Consider the following 19,274-nt stretch of genomic DNA (forward strand, 5'->3'; position numbering starts at 1 on the left):
CTCTATCCTTGCATGAGCTTAAAACTTAAGCCTTTAAATGAATTAAATTACGGCCCTGCATTTCTGCTGGCACTGGAATATTCATCAAATTCAGCAATGTCGGCGCTACGTCCGCCAATACACCGCCTTCATCAATTTCTGCAGCAGTCGGGCCAACATAAATAAATGGCACCAATTCAGTGGTGTGCTGAGTGTGCACTTGACCGCTGACATAATCCTGCATCTGCTCAACATTACCATGATCGGCTGTAATAATCATGTGGCCTTTGTTTGCCATTACTGCTTCATATACACGGCCTAAACTGGTATCTACCGCTTCAACAGCTTTTACAGCGGCATCAAACACACCGGTATGGCCGACCATATCGCCATTGGCATAGTTCACTACCAATAGGTCAAACTCACCAGAATTAATGGCAGCAACCAATTCATCCGTCACTTCATAAGCGCTCATTTCCGGTTTCAAATCGTATGTTGCAACGCTTGGAGATGGAATCAGGATACGCTTTTCACCTGGATATTCATCTTCGCGGCCGCCGCTGAAGAAGAACGTAACATGCGCATATTTTTCAGTTTCGGCAATGCGCAATTGGGTTTTGCCCAAACCAGACAAGTATTCGCCAATTGAGTTGACCAATGCTTCAGGCATATACGCAACAGGCGCATCAATGGTTGCTTGGTAGCGGGTCAGCATGACAAATATAGACAGCGCCGGAACGACTTTACGCTCAAAGCCGGCAAACTCTTTTTCTACAAAAGCTTTGGTAATTTCACGCGCGCGGTCTGCACGGAAATTCATAAACACCACACTGTCGCCGTCCTGCACTTTGGCCGTTTCGCCAATACGCGTCGCTTTGACAAATTCGTCTGACTCTTCAGCAGCATAAGCCAATGCTAAGCCTTCAACAGCGCTTGCAGCTGTACGGGCAGCTTCACCTTCAGTCAACAGACGGTAAGCCTGTTCAACACGGTCCCAGCGGTTATCGCGGTCCATGGCAAAATAGCGGCCAATCATCGTTGCAATGCGGCCTTGACCTGGATATTGCGCAAACAGCGCATCCAATTTTTCTAAAGACGGCTGCGCGCTTTTAGGCGGCGTATCACGGCCATCCAAGAACGCATGCAGATAGACTTTTGCACCGCGCTTCAGCGCCAGCTCCGCCATAGCCACAATATGGTCTTCATGCGAATGAACGCCGCCTTCAGACAGCAGGCCCATAATATGCAGAGCGCCGTTCGCCGCTTTGGCTTTTTCCACAGCATCAATCAGCACTTCATGCTCAAAAAATGCGCCCGTACGGATATCTTTGGTAATGCGGGTAAAATCTTGATACAGCACACGGCCTGCACCCAGATTCATATGGCCGACTTCTGAGTTGCCCATTTGACCGGCCGGCAAGCCAACATCTTCGCCAGAACCAGAGATTAAACCATGCGGATGCTTTGCTTCCATTGCTGTTAAGTTAGGGCGTTTGGCCGCTAAAAAGGCATTGTCTTTTTCCTCTAAGCGATGCCCCACACCGTCCATAATCACTAAAACGTGAGGGATTTTACCAACAGCTGCATCCGACATAATTGCACACTCTTTAAGTCTAAAAATTAATCACACTATCTTACCGAATTTTCGGCTAAGACTCTATGTTCTCAGCAGGGTTAATCCTGTTCAGGAACATAGCTTTCCCCGATACTGACCGCTTATCTTGCGCGGTGCAGCAGGTAGCCGCCGGCTGCAAAAATCAGCACAATCGGCACAAACACGAACCATGCAGGCGATGGCGAATACACCAAGCTGGCATAGCCCAAAAAGTCCTGCAAATAGAAAAAGCCTAGACCGATAAATAAGGCGATCACCAAACGGAAGCCCATTGACTGCTGGCGCAGCGGTCCAAAAATAAATGAACAGGCAATCACCACCAAGGCAATCAGCGCCAGCGGTGAAGCCATTTTTTGCCAAAAGGCCAATTGATAGGTTTTCGGCACTTGACTGTATTCATCCAAGTAGCTCATAAAGCTGATCAGCTGGCTTGGGGATAAATCTTCAGGGTCCAATGTCACCATATGCACATATTTGGGCTGCAGCGCCAAAGACAATGGCAGTTTCGCGCTTTGCTCAAGCACGGCATCGCCTGTTTTCAGAATATCGACCTGCTTGGCGTTTTTCAGCGTCCAGCTGCCGTCTTTGACAAACTGCCCCTCATCCGCTTCCAGCGTGCCGCGCAAACGGTAGTTATCATCAAAATCGACCACTTGCACATTTTTCAGCTGACCTTGCGAGTTGGCATAATCAATGTAGATAAAGCGCTGCCCTTCACGGGACCAATAGCCTTTCACCTCACCCAGCTCTGCTGCTGTACGGTGGCTTTTAATGCCTTCAGCTTTTTCATTGGTATAGGGAATGACCCATTCACTTAAAGCAAAAGACAGAATCACCAAAATTAATGCAGAACGGATCACCCAGCCTACAATACGCCATAAGCTCACGCCCACTGAGCGCATCACAATCAATTCACTGTTGGATGCCAGTGTACCCAGTCCCAATACCGCGCCAATCAAGGCGGAAATCGGCAAAATCTCATACAGTGCATGCGGTGCGCCCCACAACACATACAGGAACGCATCCCAAGCGCCATAACCGTCTTTCAGAGAGCCCAGCTCTCCCAAATAGGTAAACAGCACCTGCAGGCTAGACAAGACCGCAGTCGCACCCAGCATGGCGAGTGCAGTGGTCTTGGTCACATGTTTGGCAATAATACGGCGCGCTAACATTGTTAAGACCTCACTCGCTGAATTTGCTTCTTAATTTTTGGCGCGAGTTTTTGCTTGCGCGAGAATAAAGCCGCTGCAATGGCGTAAGCCAGCAGGACCACTGGATAAATCCAGATCTCCATTTCACCTTTGGAAACGCGAGTTTTGACCGCCATTAATGCCACAATCAAGCTGGCGAAAATCAGCAGCGCTGGGAACAGTTTTAAATAACGTCCTTGGCGCGGACTCACTTCTGACAGAGCAACTGCCAGCATCAGCGCGACCACAATGGAAAATGGCACAAAAATACGCCAGCCCAATTCACTGGCAACCACTGGATCTTCCCGGTTGCTCCATAATTTTGCAGTCGACAGCGCTTCAACTTCGGCGCTTTCAAATTTGGCCTGAGAGTCATTTTCTAAACGCAGCCGATAACTTTGGAACTCTGCCTGAGAATAGCGCGGGTTGCCTGGATAAATTTCGTAGCGGCGCCCTTCGATCAAATCCACGACGCTGGCGGAGTCATTCTGCATTTCTACACGGGTTGCTTCTTTGGCCAAGATAATCACATCTGGCTTGCCTTCTTTTTCAGCGCGCTGATAGAAGAAAATATCTTTTAAATTTTTGCGGTCTTCGGACAGATCGCCTGCATAAATAGTATAGGGGCCGGAGGAAATAAATTCTTTAGGCCGCACCAGATCAAAACCGGTGCGTACCGCCTGAGTGGACGTCAGCGCTTCAAACTGGCGCAACCCCCACGGCGATGCCCACATCATCAGAAAAGCCTGCACCGCTAAAAATACGATGGTCATCGGAATCAGCAAACGCGCCAGTTGATGGCGGCTGACCCCGCTGCCATTCATCACCGCCATCTCATGGTCGACATACATGCGGCCAAATACCAGCATCAGGCCAATAAAAAAGCCCAGCGGCAGAATTAAGGTTAAAAATTCAGGCAGTCGGTAACCGATAATGCTGAACAGAATACTGGCGTCCAAGCGGCCTTGCGCAGCCACGCCAAAGTACTTGATCAGCCGGCCACCCATCATGATCAAGGTCAGTAAGGCAATTACAACCAAAGATGTCGAAACAACTTGCTTGACCAGATAACGCCGAATAATCAAATTAATTCTTCCAAAAAGATAAGCGGATAAAACTCGCCATAGTTTACCCGAATGCTGAAAATAAAAAACCATTCCCTCTGTTCTGCATTGAAACTCTATTCAGGAAAATGTTTCAATGGTTTAATGGTTTGCAAATCTTAAAAGGCACGAATACCGTCTATGAAACTAACGATTAATACGTCATTCCAAGCGAATGCGTCTAGCCAATCTTTGTTGATATTAGTAGATTCTGAGCATGTTCAAAATGCTGCCGACCTATATCAAATCAATGATTTAAGTAAAACAGCTGAAGCTGTACAATTTAAAGCGGGCCTCAATGAAACGCTATCACTGATTGGTTCAGTCAGCGCCTGCATCAATACGGCATTGGTCGGAATCGGCAAAGCTGAAGAGCTGCAGCCAGCCAAATTAGCAAAAATTGCACAAACGATTATCAAATCTTCACAAAAAAAATTCCAGCAAATCAGCATTGATATCTCTGCGCTGCCGCAAGAGCTGCATTATTTATTTGCCTTAAGCTTGACGCAAGCAGCCTATGCTTTTGACGAATACAAATCTAAAAAGAACGAATTTGCTTTAGCCCAAGTCAATTTAGTTGCAGCGCACACTGCTCTGACGGAGCAGCAGCTCTCTCTGATTGCCGCAATTCAAAATGGTCAAAACTATACCCGCGACTTGGGCAACCGTCCGGGCAATATCTGCTTCCCTGAATATTTAGCGGCTCAAGCGCAAGCGCTGGCGGCAGAATTTCCAGACCTGCTGAAAGTGACCGTGCTTAACGAACAGCAAATGGCAGACCTTGGCATGGGCGCGTTCCTTGCAGTGAGCAAAGGTTCTGAACGACCAGGCCGCATCATTACCATTGAATATTTAGCGCATCGTGAAGAAGCGCCCGTTGTCTTGGTCGGCAAAGGTGTGACTTTTGATACAGGCGGCATTTCATTAAAACCTGGCGCTGGCATGGACGAAATGAAATTCGATATGTGCGGTTCAGCATCTGTACTGGGTACCCTGCGCGCTTTGTGCGAATCTAAATTGCCAATTCATGTGGTTGGCGCCATTGCTGCAGCTGAAAACATGCCGTCTGGCCGCGCAACCCGCCCAGGCGATATTGTGACCACCATGAGCGGTCAAACCGTTGAAATTCTAAATACCGATGCTGAAGGCCGTTTGGTGCTGTGCGATACCCTGACGTACATCAAACGCTTCAACCCTGCGCTGGTCATCGATATTGCGACATTAACAGGCGCTTGCGTCGTGGCGCTAGGCTCTGTACTAACAGGCATGTTTACGCCAGATGATGACTTGGCGGCAGAAATCTCAGCTGCAGGCCAAACCTCTTTTGACCGCGTATGGCGCATGCCTGTAATTGATGATTATCAGGAACAGCTGGATTCTCCATTTGCAGATATCGGCAATATTGGCGGCCCTAAAGCTGGCGCAGTCACTGCGGCTTGCTTCCTGCAGCGCTTTACCCGCGAATACCGCTGGGCGCATTTGGATATTGCCGGCACAGCCTGGAATTCAGGCACCAATAAAGGCGCAACTGGCCGTCCAGTGCCGCTATTAATGCAGTTCCTGATTAACCGTACTCAATCCAATGGCTAAAGTCAGTTTTTATCTGTTTGAAAAAAGTCCAGAACGGCAAGTCGACAGCGCTTGCCGTTTGTGCCGCAAGATTCTGCGTCAATCCGCACGGATTTGGCTGTTCAGCCAAGATGCAGAACTGCGACAGCAGCTGGATGAACGCCTGTGGAGCTTTGACGCCACAGGCTTTATACCGCATGGCATTGATCAGCCGGATGCGCCAATTTGCATTTCTGAACAATTGCCAGCAGAATCAGATTGGATTGTGTTTAATTTTAACAATCAAGCGCTTGAACAATTTTCAAATTTTAGTCACATTATTGAAATTATTGAAAATAATGAGCCGGCAAAAATTATTGGCCGTGAAAAATTCAAACAATACCGTCAGTTAAGTATTGAACCGCAAACATTCAAGCTTTAATTGACACCTTTATTGCAAACTCAAGGAGATGCTGCAGTGGCATTGAATGTCGGTCCAGATTTTAAACAGCGCTGGTTAAACGTGCCTGAAGCTGTACGTCAGACCTTTATTGATGACCTTGGACGCATCTGTGATGTACTGAAGCCGGAAAGCAATACACAGCAATGGCTGGAAATGGATCAAAAGCAGCAAGCCCTGTCTTTTGAACGTATTGAAAGCGCTTATGCAGCCCGTAAAGCTGAATTGATTGAAGAAGCGCGCATCCGTAAGCAGCAGGCGCTGGAACGTGCTCTTGAAGCCAAACGCGCAGCTGAAAAGGCATATGCAGAAAAGTTGAAGCTGGATGAACTGCGTCAATATGCAGAGCAGACACAAACTTTAGCGCTGATCCGTCAAACCATCGACCGCGATACCTTAACCTATACTTCACGCTACCATAAAAACCCTGAAAGCGCGCCTTTCAACTTCGCCAAAGGCTTATCTGTTTCGGACAATCAAATGCTGTCTGAATTGGAAAGTGTCCGCCTGCGCCTAGAACTGGAAGCAGAAACGCAAATAGAACAGGCACTATCTGCGTTCCGCACCAAACTTCAGGCCGCAGCGCAGGAAGAAATTGAGTATATTTTGAAAAATTCTAATTTTTCAGATCAAGCGCCAAAGTCTTAAATTCGGCAGGAATTAGATCATTCCTAAGCACCACGTCTTGGTGCAGCAAGGTCATCACCAAATTGAACCGCTTTTAAATCAACCCGCTGCAAATAATGAAGCCCGCAATGCGGGCTTTTTTTATCTGCGCTTAAAACCGAAGCTTTACATGAGATCTGCAACAGCATTGACGGTATGGCCCAAACCATAGCCAATCCCAAGCAGCAGACCCAGCCAGACAATACTGCCTAAAACATTATACATCGTGAATACGGCCAAATTCATACGGGCCGAACCCGCCGCAAAAGGAGCAAAAGAGCGGACAAAAGGCACAAAACGGGCCATCAGAATGGTTTTACCGCCATGCTTCATAAAATAAGCATTGGTCTTGACCATATATTCAGGCTTGAAATAACGTGAATGCTGATTAAAAAATTTCAGCCCCAGCACGCTGCCCGTATAATAATTCACGGTATAGCCCAGCACAGAAGCAACGAACAGCAGGCTGAACATATAATGCAAATGCACGACATCTGTCGTTGAGCACAATGCGCCAATCGCCAGCAGCAGGCTGTCCCCTGGCAAGAAGAACATGAAGACTGAACCTGTTTCTGCCAAAATCACCAAAAACAAAATGGCATAGATCCACGCGCCGTACTGTTCCAGCAGCATGGGCAGCCATTGTTCAATATTCATCATAAAATCAATCATCGGCACCTGTCCAAATCATCTTTTCGAGCATTAAGCGTGCGCATTATGACGCAAAAATAAAAAAACAGTCTAATTTTTCAACCAGACTGTTTGTTTATTTACAGCTCAGCTTATTTCATGAAGCCATTTTCTGCAAGAAATTCCATGCTGATTTTTGACTGCTGCGGCGCTTGCGCGGCTTTATCACCTAACAGCAAACGTTCAATATAGCGGGCCAAAACATCGACTTCCAAATTGACTTTAGTACCCGCTTTCCACGTGCCGATGTTGGTGCGTTCTGCAGTATGCGGAATTAAATTCAAGCTCAGCACATTGCCGCGTAAATGATTGATGGTCAAGCTGATGCCATCAACGGTCACTGAACCTTTTTCCGCTAAATATTTGGCAATTTCGGCCTGCGCTGTCACTTCAAAATAAAGAGAGCGCGCATCTTCTCGCACCACGGTAATTTCACCGACTGCATCGACATGGCCGCTGACAATATGACCGCCAAAGCGTGTAGTCGGCAGCATGGCTTTTTCAACATTGACAGGATGCCCAGCTTTCCATGTAGCTAAAGTCGTACGGTTCAGGCTTTCACGCGATACATCTGCGGCATACCAGTTTTCGCCCCAGTCAATCACTGTCAGGCAAATGCCATTGGTCGCAATCGAATCGCCTAAATGCACATCAGACATATCTAAATCGGTTTCAATACGCAGGCGCACATCTCCGCCTACGTTTTGCACGCTTCCAACTTTGCCTAAACTTTCAATAATGCCTGTAAACATAGCGTACTCAATTTTTTTAAAAATGGATTACCACAAGTCCAGCTGAGTGCTGACACCGGAAGTGTCCACACCGCCTAACTCTGCAAAATGATGCAGCTGTCCAAGAAGCTGACGGATTGGCGGGCCTGATTTAGCATGGGTATCGGTAATCACAATAAATTCCAATACGCGCGCGCGTTCAGACTGGCGTTGCTTGCTGACACGGTAGCGCGGCACATCTTGCGTCAGCAACGTTACCCGTCCACGCTTTAAGTTGGCCTGCAGCAGATCAGCCGCTTCAATATTGCCGTCTGTAGAATAACTGGTCAGAATAAAGCGCGCATTAATTGTTTCCAATAATTTTTCATAGGCTTCTTTGGCGTACTTAGACGAGTTGTAAGGACTCGGACGCTCTTTGCGCCATGCGCGGTCAATCCCGCTCTTGAAGCCTTTGGTATCGGGTGTCGGCAAGTCCACCTGATCCCACAGCGTCAGCGCATTCAGCACATGATAGTTGCTGCTGTACGCATGCTGATTATACGGCGGATCAAGATAAGCCACATCCACTTCAAAACTGCTCATTTGGTTAGCCAAGTGCTGCGCATCTACACACCACATTTCAGCGGCAGGGCGTTTTGGGTCACCAATTTCACAAAAGCGGCTCGGTGTCAGCCACAGCAGCGATTCAATACGCTCCAGCGCAGTCTGGGTTTTACCGCCCCAGCCATGGTGAAAGCTTTTAAATACGCCGCTGGTATTGCTGACAAAGCTCGCCGAATACAGCAGCGGCGCCAGTAATGCGCTCATCTCTACATCATCAATTGCGCCCTGCGCCTGCCAGGCAGCAATTTGCTGGCGGATCGCATCAATACGCATACCGTTGCGGCGTTTAAAGAATAAACGGTCACGTGCTGGATCGTAGATTTCATCATTGCGCGGACACAGATTATGCGTTACCCAGCCCTTCACTTCAGGCAGGCGGTTCAGATAATCAATGGCTTTCTGATAGCCGCCCAGCTCTTTAAAGGCAGGCGCATCCACACAAGACAAGATCGCGCTATTTAATGCATGGCTGTAAGGTTCCCAGTCATTGGCAATCACGCGGTAGCCATTTTGGCGCGCAAGACGGGAAACCACGCCTGAGCCAGCAAAAAAGTCAGCAAATATCGGCGCGCGCCCATCTTCACGGTTCAGTGTTCCCGTCGTTTCCAGCGCTTCTAAGATAAGATGAAGCAAACGGCGCTTGTTGCCTAAATAAGGCACCAGCTGATGGAAAAGGTATTCATCGGTAGTACGTGCCGCGTGACGGCGTTTGTGATAAACCGTAGACTCTGAATTCATAGTGTCTCTTGTGAAGGAATAAGCTTTAAGCGCACATCGCCGCCCACTTGGACAGCGTCAATCAGCTTAAAGCGAAGCTGCTCTGCCATGCGGTCAAATTCCGCATTAAACATCGCGCGTGCTGAACGGCCTAAAAAAGTGGGCGCCACATAGCTGATCATTTCATCCGCTAAGTTTTCCTGCAAGAATGCAGTCGACAGTGTCGCTCCGGCTTCCACCAGCACATCATAAATCTGGTATTGCTGCGTTAAAGTGCGCAGCAAAGTTTTTAGAGGCTGAACCTCAAGCTGAATCACGCCTAAATCTGCCAGTTCCTGACGGAATGGGCCCATGACCATCACCGTTTCAGGCTGCGCCAGCATTTTAGCCGTTAAAGGCAAACGGCCTTGACGGTCTAAAACCACCCGTTTTGGCTGCACAATACTGTTTAAATCTGCAACACCTTTCAGCTGGCGCACATTCAGCTGGCAGTCATCCGCCAATACTGTTTCGATGCCCGTAATCACTGCGCCTGAAATAGCGCGCCAATGCTGTACATCCAAGCGCGCTTCTGCACCGGTAATCCATTGCGATTCACCTGATGCCATGGCCGTGCGGCCATCCAAGCTGGAAGCAATTTTTAAGCGGACATAAGGCGCGCCAGTGGCAATGGCTTTTAAGAAGCCTTTATTCTGCACTGCCGCTTCAGCTTCGCACATGCCTTGCACCACGTCTATGCCCGCATCTTTTAAAATCTGCACACCTTTTCCCGCCACCAGCGGATTAGGATCGGAGCAGGCAATCACCACACGGGCAATTCCTGCATCCACCAGCCCCTTCGCGCACGGCGGCGTACGGCCATAATGTGCGCATGGCTCTAAAGTGACATAAGCCGTCGCGCCGCGCGCCTGTTCGCCCGCTTCTTTCAGCGCAAAAACTTCCGCGTGCGGCCCGCCCACTGGCGCAGTCGCACCGCGTCCAATAATTTGATTATTTTTAACGATGACACAGCCCACCGCTGGATTAGGCCGTGTCCGGTATATTGCTGTCTCCGCTTGCGCCAATGCGCATTGCATCCAGTCTAAATCAGACTTGGTTTCAGACATGTTGATATCTCATGTGTGTAGACTTACTGACCGCGGTGCTGCATTTGTTCGATTTGATGACGGAAAGCTTCCACATCCTGAAAATCTTGATACACCGATGCAAAACGCACATATGCCACATGGTCCAAGGCAAATAAAGCCTGCATGACAATTTCGCCGATGGTCAGCGAGCGTACATCACGCTCCCCCAGACGGCGGATTTGCAATTGAATGTCGCTGAGTACCGTTTCAATTTGCTCTTGCGTGACCGGGCGCTTCTGCAAAGCATGCATTAATGAGCGGCGCAGTTTGGCTTCATCAAAAGGTTCACTTTTGCCATCTGATTTCAGCACGCGCGGCATAACCACTTCATAACTTTCAAACGTAGTGAAGCGTTCACCGCAGCATACGCATTCACGGCGCCGGCGAATTTGACAGCCCTCAGCCGCCAAACGCGAATCTATCACTTTACTGTCTGCAGCGTTGCAAAATGGACAATGCATAGCGGTTAAATTGAACAAATCAGATGGATTTAAAGTGTAGCAAAAATTAGGGGCTTTGTAGAGCTTTACGCAAGATATGGAAAAAAAACAGCCCTTACGGGCTGTTTTACACAATATATTGATATTTTATTAGAATAATTGTGTTCAGGTTTTATTCTACACGTTCGCCATGTTGGCTTAAGTCTAGGCCCATACGCTCATCATCTGATTCAACGCGGATACCGATCGCCAGATCAATCACTTTCAGGATGATGAAAGTCAGCACTGCAGAGTATGCGATAGTCGCTAAGACACCTTCAACTTGAACCCATAATTGATGCATTAAGTCTGTTGGCGCCTTGTCACCCATAATGAACGGGCTAGCAAAGAATGCTGTTAAGATCGCGCCTACAATACCGCCCACACCGTGCAAGCCAAATGCATCCAGTGAGTCATCCGCTTTCAGTGCGCGTTTAAGTGCAGTAATACCCCAGAAACACACCACGCCGCCAATGATACCCATGGCTAAAGCGCCTCCTACAGTCACGAAGCCTGCAGCTGGAGTAATCACAACCAGACCTGCCACTGCGCCAGATGCGCCGCCCAGTACTGAAGATTTGCCGCGTACAACTTTTTCAGCCACTAACCAAGCCAATGCTGCTGCCGCTGCTGCAACTTGAGTAACGACTAAAGCATAGCCTGCAGAACCATTCGCGCCCAAAGCAGAGCCGCCGTTGAAACCGAACCAGCCTACCCATACTAAGCTTGCACCCACTACAGTTAAAGCAAGATTGTGCGGCGCCATTGATTCACGGCCTAAGCCCATACGTTTGCCCAGCATATACGCAGCCACTAAGCCTGCAACACCTGAGTTAATATGCACCACTGTACCGCCAGCAAAGTCAAGCGCACCATCGCTGCCTAACCAGCCGCCGCCCCATACCCAGTGAGTAATCGGCGCGTAGACAACAATCGACCAAATTGCAATAAATGCCACAAAAGCGCCAAACTTCATACGTTCAGCAATTGAGCCGCTGATAATGGCAACCGTAATGATGGCAAAGGTCATTTGGAAAATGACAAAGAGAATTTCAGGAATTGTGCCTGTCAATGCATCTGTCGTGATGCCTGAAAGCATGAATTTGTCTAAACTGCCGATAAAGGCATTACCTTCGCCAAAGGCTAAGCTATAGCCAACAGCCACCCAAGTGATGCTGACTACGCCTGCAGCAACAAAGCTATGCGCCATTGTGCTCAGAACGTTTTTCTTGCGGACCATACCGCCATAGAATAGCGCTAAGCCAGGAATAGTCATCAGCAGAACCAATGCTGTTGATACTAAAATCCACGCTGTATCACCTGTATCCAATTTTGGCTCTTCTTCTACAGGCGCCGGCGCAGCTTCTGCCGCAACCGCTGCTGGAGCTTCCGCAACATCTGGTACAGCCGCGGTGTCCACAGCTGCAGCTTGTGCAACTTCAGAAGAAGCTGGTGCTGTTACGGCCTCTTCAGCCCACGTAACAGAACCACCTAAAAGTGCGCCAGATAAACTAAGCGCGAGTAGCATTTTTTTCATTCGTATCCCCCGACCTATTTTGTGAGTTATTAGGTACTCAGCAAACTTCGTGCCAATGTTTTAAACAGCGTCAGCGCCTGTTTCACCAGTACGAATACGGATGACTTGCTCTAAATTAGTAACAAAAATCTTTCCGTCACCAATTTTGCCAGTGCTTGCTACACGGGTAATTGACTCAATGACTGAATCAACCATTTCATCGCTGATTGCGATTTCAATTTTCACTTTCGGTAAGAAATCAACAACATATTCCGCGCCGCGGTATAGTTCTGTATGGCCTTTTTGACGGCCAAAACCTTTGACTTCAGTGACAGTGATCCCTTGAACACCAATTTCAGACAGTGCTTCACGCACATCGTCCAATTTAAAGGGTTTTACAATTGCAGTTACGAGCTTCATGTGTGTTTTCCTTCGGCTTTTTTCACCAGTAAGGTTTTATGTTCAATTTTCATGCCAAAAGTGCTTAGGTCGGGAAAAATAGACACTCTCAGCATGAGATTTATTTATAACCTATTTTGGCCATTGAATGCTGTTTTCACTGCTAAAAATAGACATATTTATCATTTAAACGCTGATATTCGCCGTCTGAAAGCGCTATATTTTTGGAGCAGCCCCTATAGTCTGAGGCATGGCAATGCTACACTGCCCGCTCATCTGCATCAGACGGAGATAACAAATGATTGAAACTTTACTGCAAGCCATTTTGGAACAGATTGATCAGCCTAAAAAAGACTTAGAACATAATGTCCGCGCCTTGCTCAATGAAGCAGTCAGTAAAATGGACTTGGTTTCTAAAGAGGAAATTGAACGCCAGCGCACTGCACTAAACAACGCCAACTTACGTTTAAATGAATTGCTGAAACAAGTTGAACAGCTCGAATTAAAAATACAAAACAACAAATAAGCACCAAACTGGTGCAGCATAAGACGCAAAACGATTAAAAAAAATGCACTATAACGGAACAATAATATGTCTTTTGCCAAAATTTATACCCGCGGGTTATTGGGCCTGCACGCGCCCTTAATTGAAGTTGAGGTTCATCTCAGCCAAGGGCTGCCCTCTTTAACGATTGTTGGCCTGGCCGAAGCGGCTGTACGCGAAAGCAAAGACCGGGTCAGATCCGCAATCATCAATAGCGGCTTTCAATTTCCAACCAAACGCCTGACCATCAACCTAGCCCCAGCAGATCTGCCTAAAGATGGTTCACGCTTAGACTTAGCGATTGCTCTGGGCATTTTAATTGCTTCAGGACAATTGCCGGAAAATGCCGCAGAACATTTGGAGTTTATTGGTGAGCTGGCGCTCGATGGCCATTTGCGTCCAACGACTGGCACTTTAAGCATTGCCATTGCCTGCCAGCAGGCGCAGCATCAGCTGGTTTTACCGACACAAAATGCTCAAGAGGCTTCGCAGCTGCCTGACTTTCAGGTCTTTGCCGCTAAACATTTAAAAGATGTCTGCGATCATCTGAATCAAATTGCGCCTTTACCGCAGTTTGATGCCGTGGAACCCGCAGCATCCGCCAGCTATAAATTTGATTTGGCCGATGTCAAAGGACAGCTGCGTCCGCGCCGCGCGCTGGAGATTGCAGCAGCGGGCGGACATTCGATTTTATTCCGCGGCCCGCCTGGCACAGGAAAAACTTTATTGGCTTCCCGCTTATCCAGCATTCTGCCGCCTTTGAATATGCAGGAAAATTTAGAAGTCGCCAGCATTTATTCTATTGCCAGCGCCAAGCATGAATTTGGACACCGCCCCTTCCGCGCACCGCATCATACCGCCTCAGCCATTGCTTTAGTGGGCGGCGGCTCTAACCCAAAGCCTGGCGAAATCACCCTCGCACACCTTGGCGTTTTATTTTTAGATGAACTGCCTGAATTTGACCGTAAAGTGCTGGAAGTTTTGCGTCAGCCGCTGGAATCTCGTGAAATTATTATTTCCCGCGCCTCAAGGCAAATCACCTACCCTGCCAATTTTCAGCTGATCGCAGCCATGAACCCATGCCCTTGCGGTTATGCCTTTAATCAGGATTCCCGCTGTCAATGTTCTCCAGATACGATTAAGCGCTATCAAAACCGGATCTCAGGCCCTTTATTGGATCGGATTGATTTACACATCGATGTGCCGCCGCTGCAGGCGCATGAATTACAGGATGCTCAGCCTGCTGAATCATCTGTACTTGTGCGGGAAAGGGTTTTGAAAGCCTATGAACAGCAAATGCAGCGCCAGCAAATGGCCAATACTTCGCTCAGTCCGAAACAATTGGAACAATTTGCAGTATTAGACAGCGCTGCAAAAAATATGCTGAATATGGCGCAGCAGCGCTTAAATCTGTCTGCACGGGCATACCATCGGGTAATTCGCGTTGCGCGCACTATTGCAGATATCGCGCAGGAAGAACAGATACAGACCACGCATCTTTCGGAAGCCTTATCGTACCGCGGGCAAATGTCTTAAAACAGCAATAAAAAAAGGCGACCTCTGGAGAATCGCCTTTTTTCAAAATGGATACTTAGAACGTTTTAGTCAAGGTAAATACTGCGCCAGTATCCACCATGCGGTTGTCCGCACTCGATGCGCCAGAACCTAAATCAATATTGGTTCCTACAGCGGCCAACTCTGCTGTTGCGCCAGGAATTGATTTAAAGCCATAGGTTACACCGACTTTCCAATCCACATAGTTATCTTCATCACCAAACGAATATTCTGCCTTGTCATCAACAGCTGTATAGCCCACGCTTGCTACACCGCCAAAACCAGTATCGCCAAATGGCATAGAATAGCCTGCATTCACGTTCCAGCTGCTGGTGTCCACACCGACATAATCATTGGTGTAGTTAACATTCGTCAACAGGCTATCCCCTGCAGTCAGTACATCTGCAAAGATTAACTTACCGTAAAATTCAGTCCAGTTTAAATCGCTAGCGCTTGGATAGTTGTAGTAAACCACACCAAAATCCAATACAGGCTTGCTGCTGAAGCTGTCTAAAGTGGTTGAAAAGCCTAATGATGGATCTAATTCTAAGCTTGGAGAATCCGAACCGAATTTAACATTTGAACCCCAAAGGCCAAAATATAATCCAGTCTCATGTGACAAGGTAAAACCAGCTTGCACTGCAGGATCATTCAATGTTTGTGTTACACCGCGGAAACGGTAATCTGTTGTAACTGCGGCGCTGCCGCTGAATGATAAACCTAATGGCAATGCTGGCGCTTCTTCAGCAAATACCGCCCCAGATGATGCAGCCAATACAGTCACAGCAAGTAATTTTTTTAACATTTTGGGATCCCCAGCAGATTTTTTATAAACTCATTGATGAATTAGCAAGCGCTGTGCCAACTTTAAAAAAATGCTTTGAAACTCTCTTGTTTAAAGGTCAAACTCGGCCAAAAAACCAATTCAACTTGATGTTTTTAATTACTTTATTATGTTTTTATTTTTTTTATTCAATAGTGAACGCGGCACTCTCTAATGAATTCCAATCACAGCATCTAACAAAATGTGTATAAAACCGCAACTTGTAACTATTTATAAAAAATGCATCTTTTTGAGTATATTTTTTCATCAGCCTTCAAGAAAACGCATTAAAAAAGTGCATTTTCAGTCTCAAATTTCCATGATCTGCACTTCGGCATATAAAATTTCAAATGAATGCTTCAGTTAAACCAAATTACTTCGCTTGGCCTCAGTAATTATCCGTGACTATAAGCCTGCTATCTTTGTTATCTATACATCATCTTTTAGTTAGGACTAACGAAATAGCATGGGTTTCAAAAATATGGCTATAAATATTAATATCTTACAATTAAAAACAAGCAGCGCGAATCAGAAAATCTCCAAACAGCATTCACAGAAACCTTCATACAATAATGCAGCAACTCAAATAACTTCGTATAACATCTGGCATCAGCAGGGATGCTGCGTGCATACCATTTATGTAAATACACATTACATCGATATCAAGCCTGCTTAAAATATATGCAGTTTATTAAAGTATAATTCACTCAAATATTCTCAATATTTATAAAATAATAGAAAGATAACTGGAGATTTTCAGTTAAAAATACACACTGAAATTCACATTTCACACCCCCTTCTAATCTTCACCAAATTAGCCTTGTCATTTGTCTGAAATGCCGTTACATCAATCAATATCGCTGATGTTGGGTAAAATTTTATGAATTAAAAAAATGTCTCTGTTTTTACTAAAAATTAAAATAGAAAATTAAAAAATGATTATTTTTTATAGAATATTTTCTGATCAACTTATCTAAAAAAACAGTAACTTTAGTGTAATAAACACAATAAAAATGATCTTTTTTATAAGAAAACTTATACAATCTACAAACTCTTTAACTATATACGCATGAGGCTCTCTCCCAATGCTTAAAACTAAAAAGCTTTCACTAGCGCTGCTTGTTAATGCAGCTTTAATTTCTACTGCATTTGCTAGTGAACAAAGTGAATCAAAAGGATTTGTAGAAGACGCTGAGGGCTCTGTACTGTTCCGTACCGGCTATATTAAACGTGATAAACAGGATGTTAATCCTGGAGATGACACAAGCTCATTTGCGCAATCAGCTATTGTAAAACTGGAATCTGGCTATACAAAGGGTGTGGTTGGTTTTGGTGTTAATGTGACTGGCGATGCTTCATTTAAACTGGGCGAAAATAAACACGCCGGCAACGGCATGATTCCAAAGCATAACGATGGTTCTGCTTATGACCATTGGGCACGCGGCGGCGCAAGTGTAAAAGCACGTGTTTCAAATACAACTGTTGAATACGGTACTCAAGTTCTAGACCTCCCTGTACTTGCTTCAAACACCGCACGTATGGTTCCAGAATATTTCACGGGTGTTCTTGCGAAAAGCCGTGAAATTGAAAACCTAGAATTGGTTGCGGGTAAATTTACTGAAAACCAATACTCAGACCAAATCAATACTGACGGCAATCATCTAGACAGCGCCGTAGTATGGGGCGCGAAGTATAAATTTGATGATCAATTGAATGCGTCTTACTATGGTTTAGACAGCAAAGATAAGCTTGACCGCCATTACATTAATGCCAACTATGTTATGCCTTTAGCCAATAAAGATTCTTTAACTTTTGATTTCAATGGCTATCACACTCAATTTGAAGCAGGCAGCTTAGCAAATTCCGGTATTTTAACTGAAGATAAATCCAACTCAATTTGGAGCATTTCAGGCGCATATAATACTGGCGCGCACAATGTAATGCTGGCTTACCAGCAAAATACTGGCGGTATTGGCTACGACTACGGCAACAATGCTGACGGCGCGCAATCCATCTATGTTGCAAACTCATACTTGTCTGACTTCGTGGGCAAACATGAAAAATCTGCACAAATTCAATATAGCTTAGATTTTTCAAATTACGGCGTTCCAGGACTGAACTGGACTACAGCTTATGTCTATGGCTGGGATATTCAAACACCTACCGATGACAAAGCCAAAGAAAGTGAATTCTTTAACCAATTCAAATATACAGTTCAATCTGGTTTTGCTAAAGATGCCAGCTTACGCTTACGCTACTCTCACTACCGTGCAGACCAAGCGTATAATGATGTATACATGGCTGACACCAATGAATTACGTGTATTCTTAGACGTTCCTGTGAAATTATTTTAATTCACTGGATTTCTAAACAAATAAAAAAACCTGCATCAAATGATGCAGGTTTTTTTATGCTTCAATTTTAAACCTCAAAACTGAAGCACTATGCTAGAAACAATTATTTGTTTGCTTCAGCATAAGCAGCAATCGAGCTAAGCACTTCCTGCTTAGCAACGTCTGCACCTTCCCAGCCGCTTAACTTAACCCATTTTCCTGGCTCTAAGTCTTTATAGTGCTGGAAGAAATGTTCAATTTGGCTGATCAGCAAAGGCGGAAGATCTGTATATTCTTGAATGTCTTTGTAGATTGGCGTTAATTTGTCATGCGGAACTGCAACTAATTTTGCATCTACACCGCCATCATCTTCCATGTTCAATTTGCCCACTGGACGGCAGCGGATTACTGAACCTGGTTCAACTGGGTGTGGAGTCACAACAAGTACGTCCAGCGGGTCACCATCAAGTGACAATGTGTTTGGCACATAACCGTAGTTAGCTGGGTAGAACATTGCAGTACCCATGAAACGGTCTACAAAAAGCGCATCAGAATCTTTATCGATTTCGTATTTGATCGGCGCTGCATTTGCAGGGATTTCAATAATTACATAGATGTCATTTGGCGCATCTTTACCTGCAGGGATATTGCTGTAGCTCATAGCTTTGCTCTTTAACTGATTAAATCTTTTAAACCGCAGCAATTATAACGGTTTTTCGACAGTTTTTTGAGGTTTTGCATTTATGCAGCAAATTTTTCGTCTAAATAGCGCTGGCCTTAAACAGTTTTAATAATGAGCAGCAGCAGGCAAATCGGACACAGCATCGACAGTGTCCAGATAATCGAACGCAGCGTGGCCCAATTGGCCAAGTAGCAAATGCCGTAAATGATCCGCAGCAGTAAATAGGCAACGCCCAAAATCATGATAAAGCTTTGCGGAATGACCATATATTCAGCCATCAGCACAGCTGCAATAAATAAAGGCAAACTCTCAAAGCTGTTTTGCTGTACGGCATTGGCCCGCGCTGCGATACCTGTCGCTTTTGCTAAAGCTTCTCTTGGGTTTTGATGATCTTGAGCAGTTAAACCCGCCGATTTTTTTGCAATCAGGGTAAAAATATACGGGAGCAAACAAGCGCCCAAAATGAGATAAATGATCCCACTGATGCTTTGCATGTGTTTTTCTCTGGATGAATT

At 46.1% G+C, this 19,274-nt stretch carries 19 protein-coding genes; 6 read left to right on the forward strand and 13 right to left on the reverse strand.

Annotation, left to right across the window (positions count from 1 at the left end):
- Positions 1-25: 25 nt before the first annotated feature.
- The 3 genes from gpmI to lptF form a co-directional block, all read right to left on the reverse strand.
- Complete coding sequence (gene gpmI / locus B9T34_RS17915; RefSeq protein ID WP_086214491.1) at positions 26-1,573, reverse strand: 2,3-bisphosphoglycerate-independent phosphoglycerate mutase; 1,548 nt, start codon at positions 1,571-1,573, stop codon at positions 26-28.
- A gap of 122 nt (positions 1,574-1,695) precedes the next feature.
- The gene (gene lptG / locus B9T34_RS17920) at positions 1,696-2,766 is read right to left on the reverse strand and encodes an LPS export ABC transporter permease LptG (protein ID WP_086214492.1); all 1,071 of its coding nucleotides are present in this window, start codon (positions 2,764-2,766) and stop codon (positions 1,696-1,698) included.
- A gap of 2 nt (positions 2,767-2,768) precedes the next feature.
- On the reverse strand, positions 2,769-3,869 hold the full coding sequence (lptF, locus tag B9T34_RS17925; protein ID WP_086214527.1) for an LPS export ABC transporter permease LptF: 1,101 nt from the start codon (positions 3,867-3,869) through the stop codon (positions 2,769-2,771).
- Positions 3,870-4,028: 159 nt separating this feature from the next.
- Between lptF and B9T34_RS17930 the strand changes: the two genes are divergently transcribed.
- Genes B9T34_RS17930 through B9T34_RS17940 form a run of 3 tightly spaced genes read left to right on the forward strand, consistent with a single transcriptional unit; the run spans position 4,029 to position 6,543 of the window.
- Positions 4,029-5,477, forward strand: coding sequence for a leucyl aminopeptidase (locus tag B9T34_RS17930; protein WP_086214493.1), 1,449 nt, complete (start codon positions 4,029-4,031; stop codon positions 5,475-5,477).
- Complete coding sequence (locus B9T34_RS17935; protein WP_086214494.1) at positions 5,470-5,877, forward strand: DNA polymerase III subunit chi; 408 nt, start codon at positions 5,470-5,472, stop codon at positions 5,875-5,877. Before B9T34_RS17930 ends, B9T34_RS17935 begins: the two co-directional genes overlap by 8 nt.
- Before the next feature lie 36 nt (positions 5,878-5,913).
- The gene (locus B9T34_RS17940) at positions 5,914-6,543 is read left to right on the forward strand and encodes a hypothetical protein (protein WP_086214528.1); all 630 of its coding nucleotides are present in this window, start codon (positions 5,914-5,916) and stop codon (positions 6,541-6,543) included.
- Between the two features lie 144 nt (positions 6,544-6,687).
- On the opposite strand, the gene B9T34_RS17945 is transcribed toward B9T34_RS17940, so the two are convergent.
- The 7 genes from B9T34_RS17945 to glnK form a co-directional block, all read right to left on the reverse strand.
- Positions 6,688-7,233, reverse strand: coding sequence for a VTT domain-containing protein (locus B9T34_RS17945; protein ID WP_086214495.1), 546 nt, complete (start codon positions 7,231-7,233; stop codon positions 6,688-6,690).
- 110 nt (positions 7,234-7,343) lie between these two features.
- A complete protein-coding gene (locus B9T34_RS17950) occupies positions 7,344-8,003 on the reverse strand; it encodes a riboflavin synthase (RefSeq protein ID WP_086214496.1) in 660 nt (219 codons plus the stop codon).
- A gap of 27 nt (positions 8,004-8,030) precedes the next feature.
- Positions 8,031-9,323 (reverse strand): DNA adenine methylase, encoded by a 1,293-nt coding sequence (locus B9T34_RS17955; RefSeq protein ID WP_086214497.1) that lies wholly within the window; start codon positions 9,321-9,323, stop codon positions 8,031-8,033.
- Positions 9,320-10,408, reverse strand: coding sequence for a bifunctional diaminohydroxyphosphoribosylaminopyrimidine deaminase/5-amino-6-(5-phosphoribosylamino)uracil reductase RibD (gene ribD / locus B9T34_RS17960; RefSeq protein WP_086214498.1), 1,089 nt, complete (start codon positions 10,406-10,408; stop codon positions 9,320-9,322). The genes B9T34_RS17955 and ribD overlap by 4 nt, the downstream gene beginning before the upstream one ends.
- A gap of 23 nt (positions 10,409-10,431) precedes the next feature.
- A complete protein-coding gene (nrdR, locus tag B9T34_RS17965; RefSeq protein ID WP_086214499.1) occupies positions 10,432-10,890 on the reverse strand; it encodes a transcriptional regulator NrdR in 459 nt (152 codons plus the stop codon).
- A 151-nt stretch (positions 10,891-11,041) separates the two neighbouring features.
- Entirely contained in the window at positions 11,042-12,445 is a 1,404-nt protein-coding gene (locus B9T34_RS17970; RefSeq protein WP_086214500.1) for an ammonium transporter, read from the reverse strand.
- 60 nt (positions 12,446-12,505) lie between these two features.
- Complete coding sequence (gene glnK, locus B9T34_RS17975; RefSeq protein WP_004650081.1) at positions 12,506-12,844, reverse strand: P-II family nitrogen regulator; 339 nt, start codon at positions 12,842-12,844, stop codon at positions 12,506-12,508.
- Positions 12,845-13,121: 277 nt separating this feature from the next.
- Here glnK and B9T34_RS17980 point away from each other — a divergent pair, with 277 nt between their 5' ends.
- Complete coding sequence (locus tag B9T34_RS17980; RefSeq protein WP_086214501.1) at positions 13,122-13,349, forward strand: accessory factor UbiK family protein; 228 nt, start codon at positions 13,122-13,124, stop codon at positions 13,347-13,349.
- 66 nt (positions 13,350-13,415) lie between these two features.
- Positions 13,416-14,903 carry a YifB family Mg chelatase-like AAA ATPase gene (locus tag B9T34_RS17985; protein WP_086214502.1) on the forward strand — a complete coding sequence of 496 codons (1,488 nt, stop codon included), beginning with the start codon at positions 13,416-13,418 and terminating at the stop codon, positions 14,901-14,903.
- A gap of 55 nt (positions 14,904-14,958) precedes the next feature.
- Here B9T34_RS17985 and B9T34_RS17990 read toward each other — a convergent pair whose 3' ends face one another.
- Complete coding sequence (locus B9T34_RS17990; RefSeq protein ID WP_086214503.1) at positions 14,959-15,726, reverse strand: TorF family putative porin; 768 nt, start codon at positions 15,724-15,726, stop codon at positions 14,959-14,961.
- A 1,103-nt stretch (positions 15,727-16,829) separates the two neighbouring features.
- Between B9T34_RS17990 and B9T34_RS18005 the strand changes: the two genes are divergently transcribed.
- A complete protein-coding gene (locus B9T34_RS18005; protein ID WP_086214506.1) occupies positions 16,830-18,098 on the forward strand; it encodes an OprD family outer membrane porin in 1,269 nt (422 codons plus the stop codon).
- A 103-nt stretch (positions 18,099-18,201) separates the two neighbouring features.
- On the opposite strand, the gene ppa is transcribed toward B9T34_RS18005, so the two are convergent.
- Entirely contained in the window at positions 18,202-18,738 is a 537-nt protein-coding gene (gene ppa / locus B9T34_RS18010) for an inorganic diphosphatase (protein ID WP_086214507.1), read from the reverse strand.
- A gap of 116 nt (positions 18,739-18,854) precedes the next feature.
- A complete protein-coding gene (locus tag B9T34_RS18015; protein WP_086214508.1) occupies positions 18,855-19,253 on the reverse strand; it encodes an MAPEG family protein in 399 nt (132 codons plus the stop codon).
- Positions 19,254-19,274: the final 21 nt, after the last annotated feature.

Origin of the sequence: Acinetobacter sp. ANC 3813, from assembly GCF_002135435.1 — a bacterium.
Lineage (GTDB): Bacteria > Pseudomonadota > Gammaproteobacteria > Pseudomonadales > Moraxellaceae > Acinetobacter.

Coding starts and splice junctions, on each gene's coding strand:
- nrdR (WP_086214499.1), bottom strand. CDS start 10,890: ATGCATTGTCCATTTTGCAACGCTGCAGACAGTAAAGTGATAGATTCG.
- gpmI (WP_086214491.1), bottom strand. CDS start 1,573: ATGTCGGATGCAGCTGTTGGTAAAATCCCTCACGTTTTAGTGATTATG.
- ribD (WP_086214498.1), bottom strand. CDS start 10,408: ATGTCTGAAACCAAGTCTGATTTAGACTGGATGCAATGCGCATTGGCG.
- B9T34_RS17955 (WP_086214497.1), bottom strand. CDS start 9,323: ATGAATTCAGAGTCTACGGTTTATCACAAACGCCGTCACGCGGCACGT.
- ppa (WP_086214507.1), bottom strand. CDS start 18,738: ATGAGCTACAGCAATATCCCTGCAGGTAAAGATGCGCCAAATGACATC.
- B9T34_RS17970 (WP_086214500.1), bottom strand. CDS start 12,445: ATGAAAAAAATGCTACTCGCGCTTAGTTTATCTGGCGCACTTTTAGGT.
- B9T34_RS17985 (WP_086214502.1), top strand. CDS start 13,416: ATGTCTTTTGCCAAAATTTATACCCGCGGGTTATTGGGCCTGCACGCG.
- lptG (WP_086214492.1), bottom strand. CDS start 2,766: ATGTTAGCGCGCCGTATTATTGCCAAACATGTGACCAAGACCACTGCA.
- B9T34_RS17950 (WP_086214496.1), bottom strand. CDS start 8,003: ATGTTTACAGGCATTATTGAAAGTTTAGGCAAAGTTGGAAGCGTGCAA.
- B9T34_RS17935 (WP_086214494.1), top strand. CDS start 5,470: ATGGCTAAAGTCAGTTTTTATCTGTTTGAAAAAAGTCCAGAACGGCAA.
- B9T34_RS17945 (WP_086214495.1), bottom strand. CDS start 7,233: ATGATTGATTTTATGATGAATATTGAACAATGGCTGCCCATGCTGCTG.
- B9T34_RS18005 (WP_086214506.1), top strand. CDS start 16,830: ATGCTTAAAACTAAAAAGCTTTCACTAGCGCTGCTTGTTAATGCAGCT.
- glnK (WP_004650081.1), bottom strand. CDS start 12,844: ATGAAGCTCGTAACTGCAATTGTAAAACCCTTTAAATTGGACGATGTG.
- B9T34_RS17990 (WP_086214503.1), bottom strand. CDS start 15,726: ATGTTAAAAAAATTACTTGCTGTGACTGTATTGGCTGCATCATCTGGG.
- B9T34_RS18015 (WP_086214508.1), bottom strand. CDS start 19,253: ATGCAAAGCATCAGTGGGATCATTTATCTCATTTTGGGCGCTTGTTTG.
- B9T34_RS17980 (WP_086214501.1), top strand. CDS start 13,122: ATGATTGAAACTTTACTGCAAGCCATTTTGGAACAGATTGATCAGCCT.
- B9T34_RS17930 (WP_086214493.1), top strand. CDS start 4,029: ATGAAACTAACGATTAATACGTCATTCCAAGCGAATGCGTCTAGCCAA.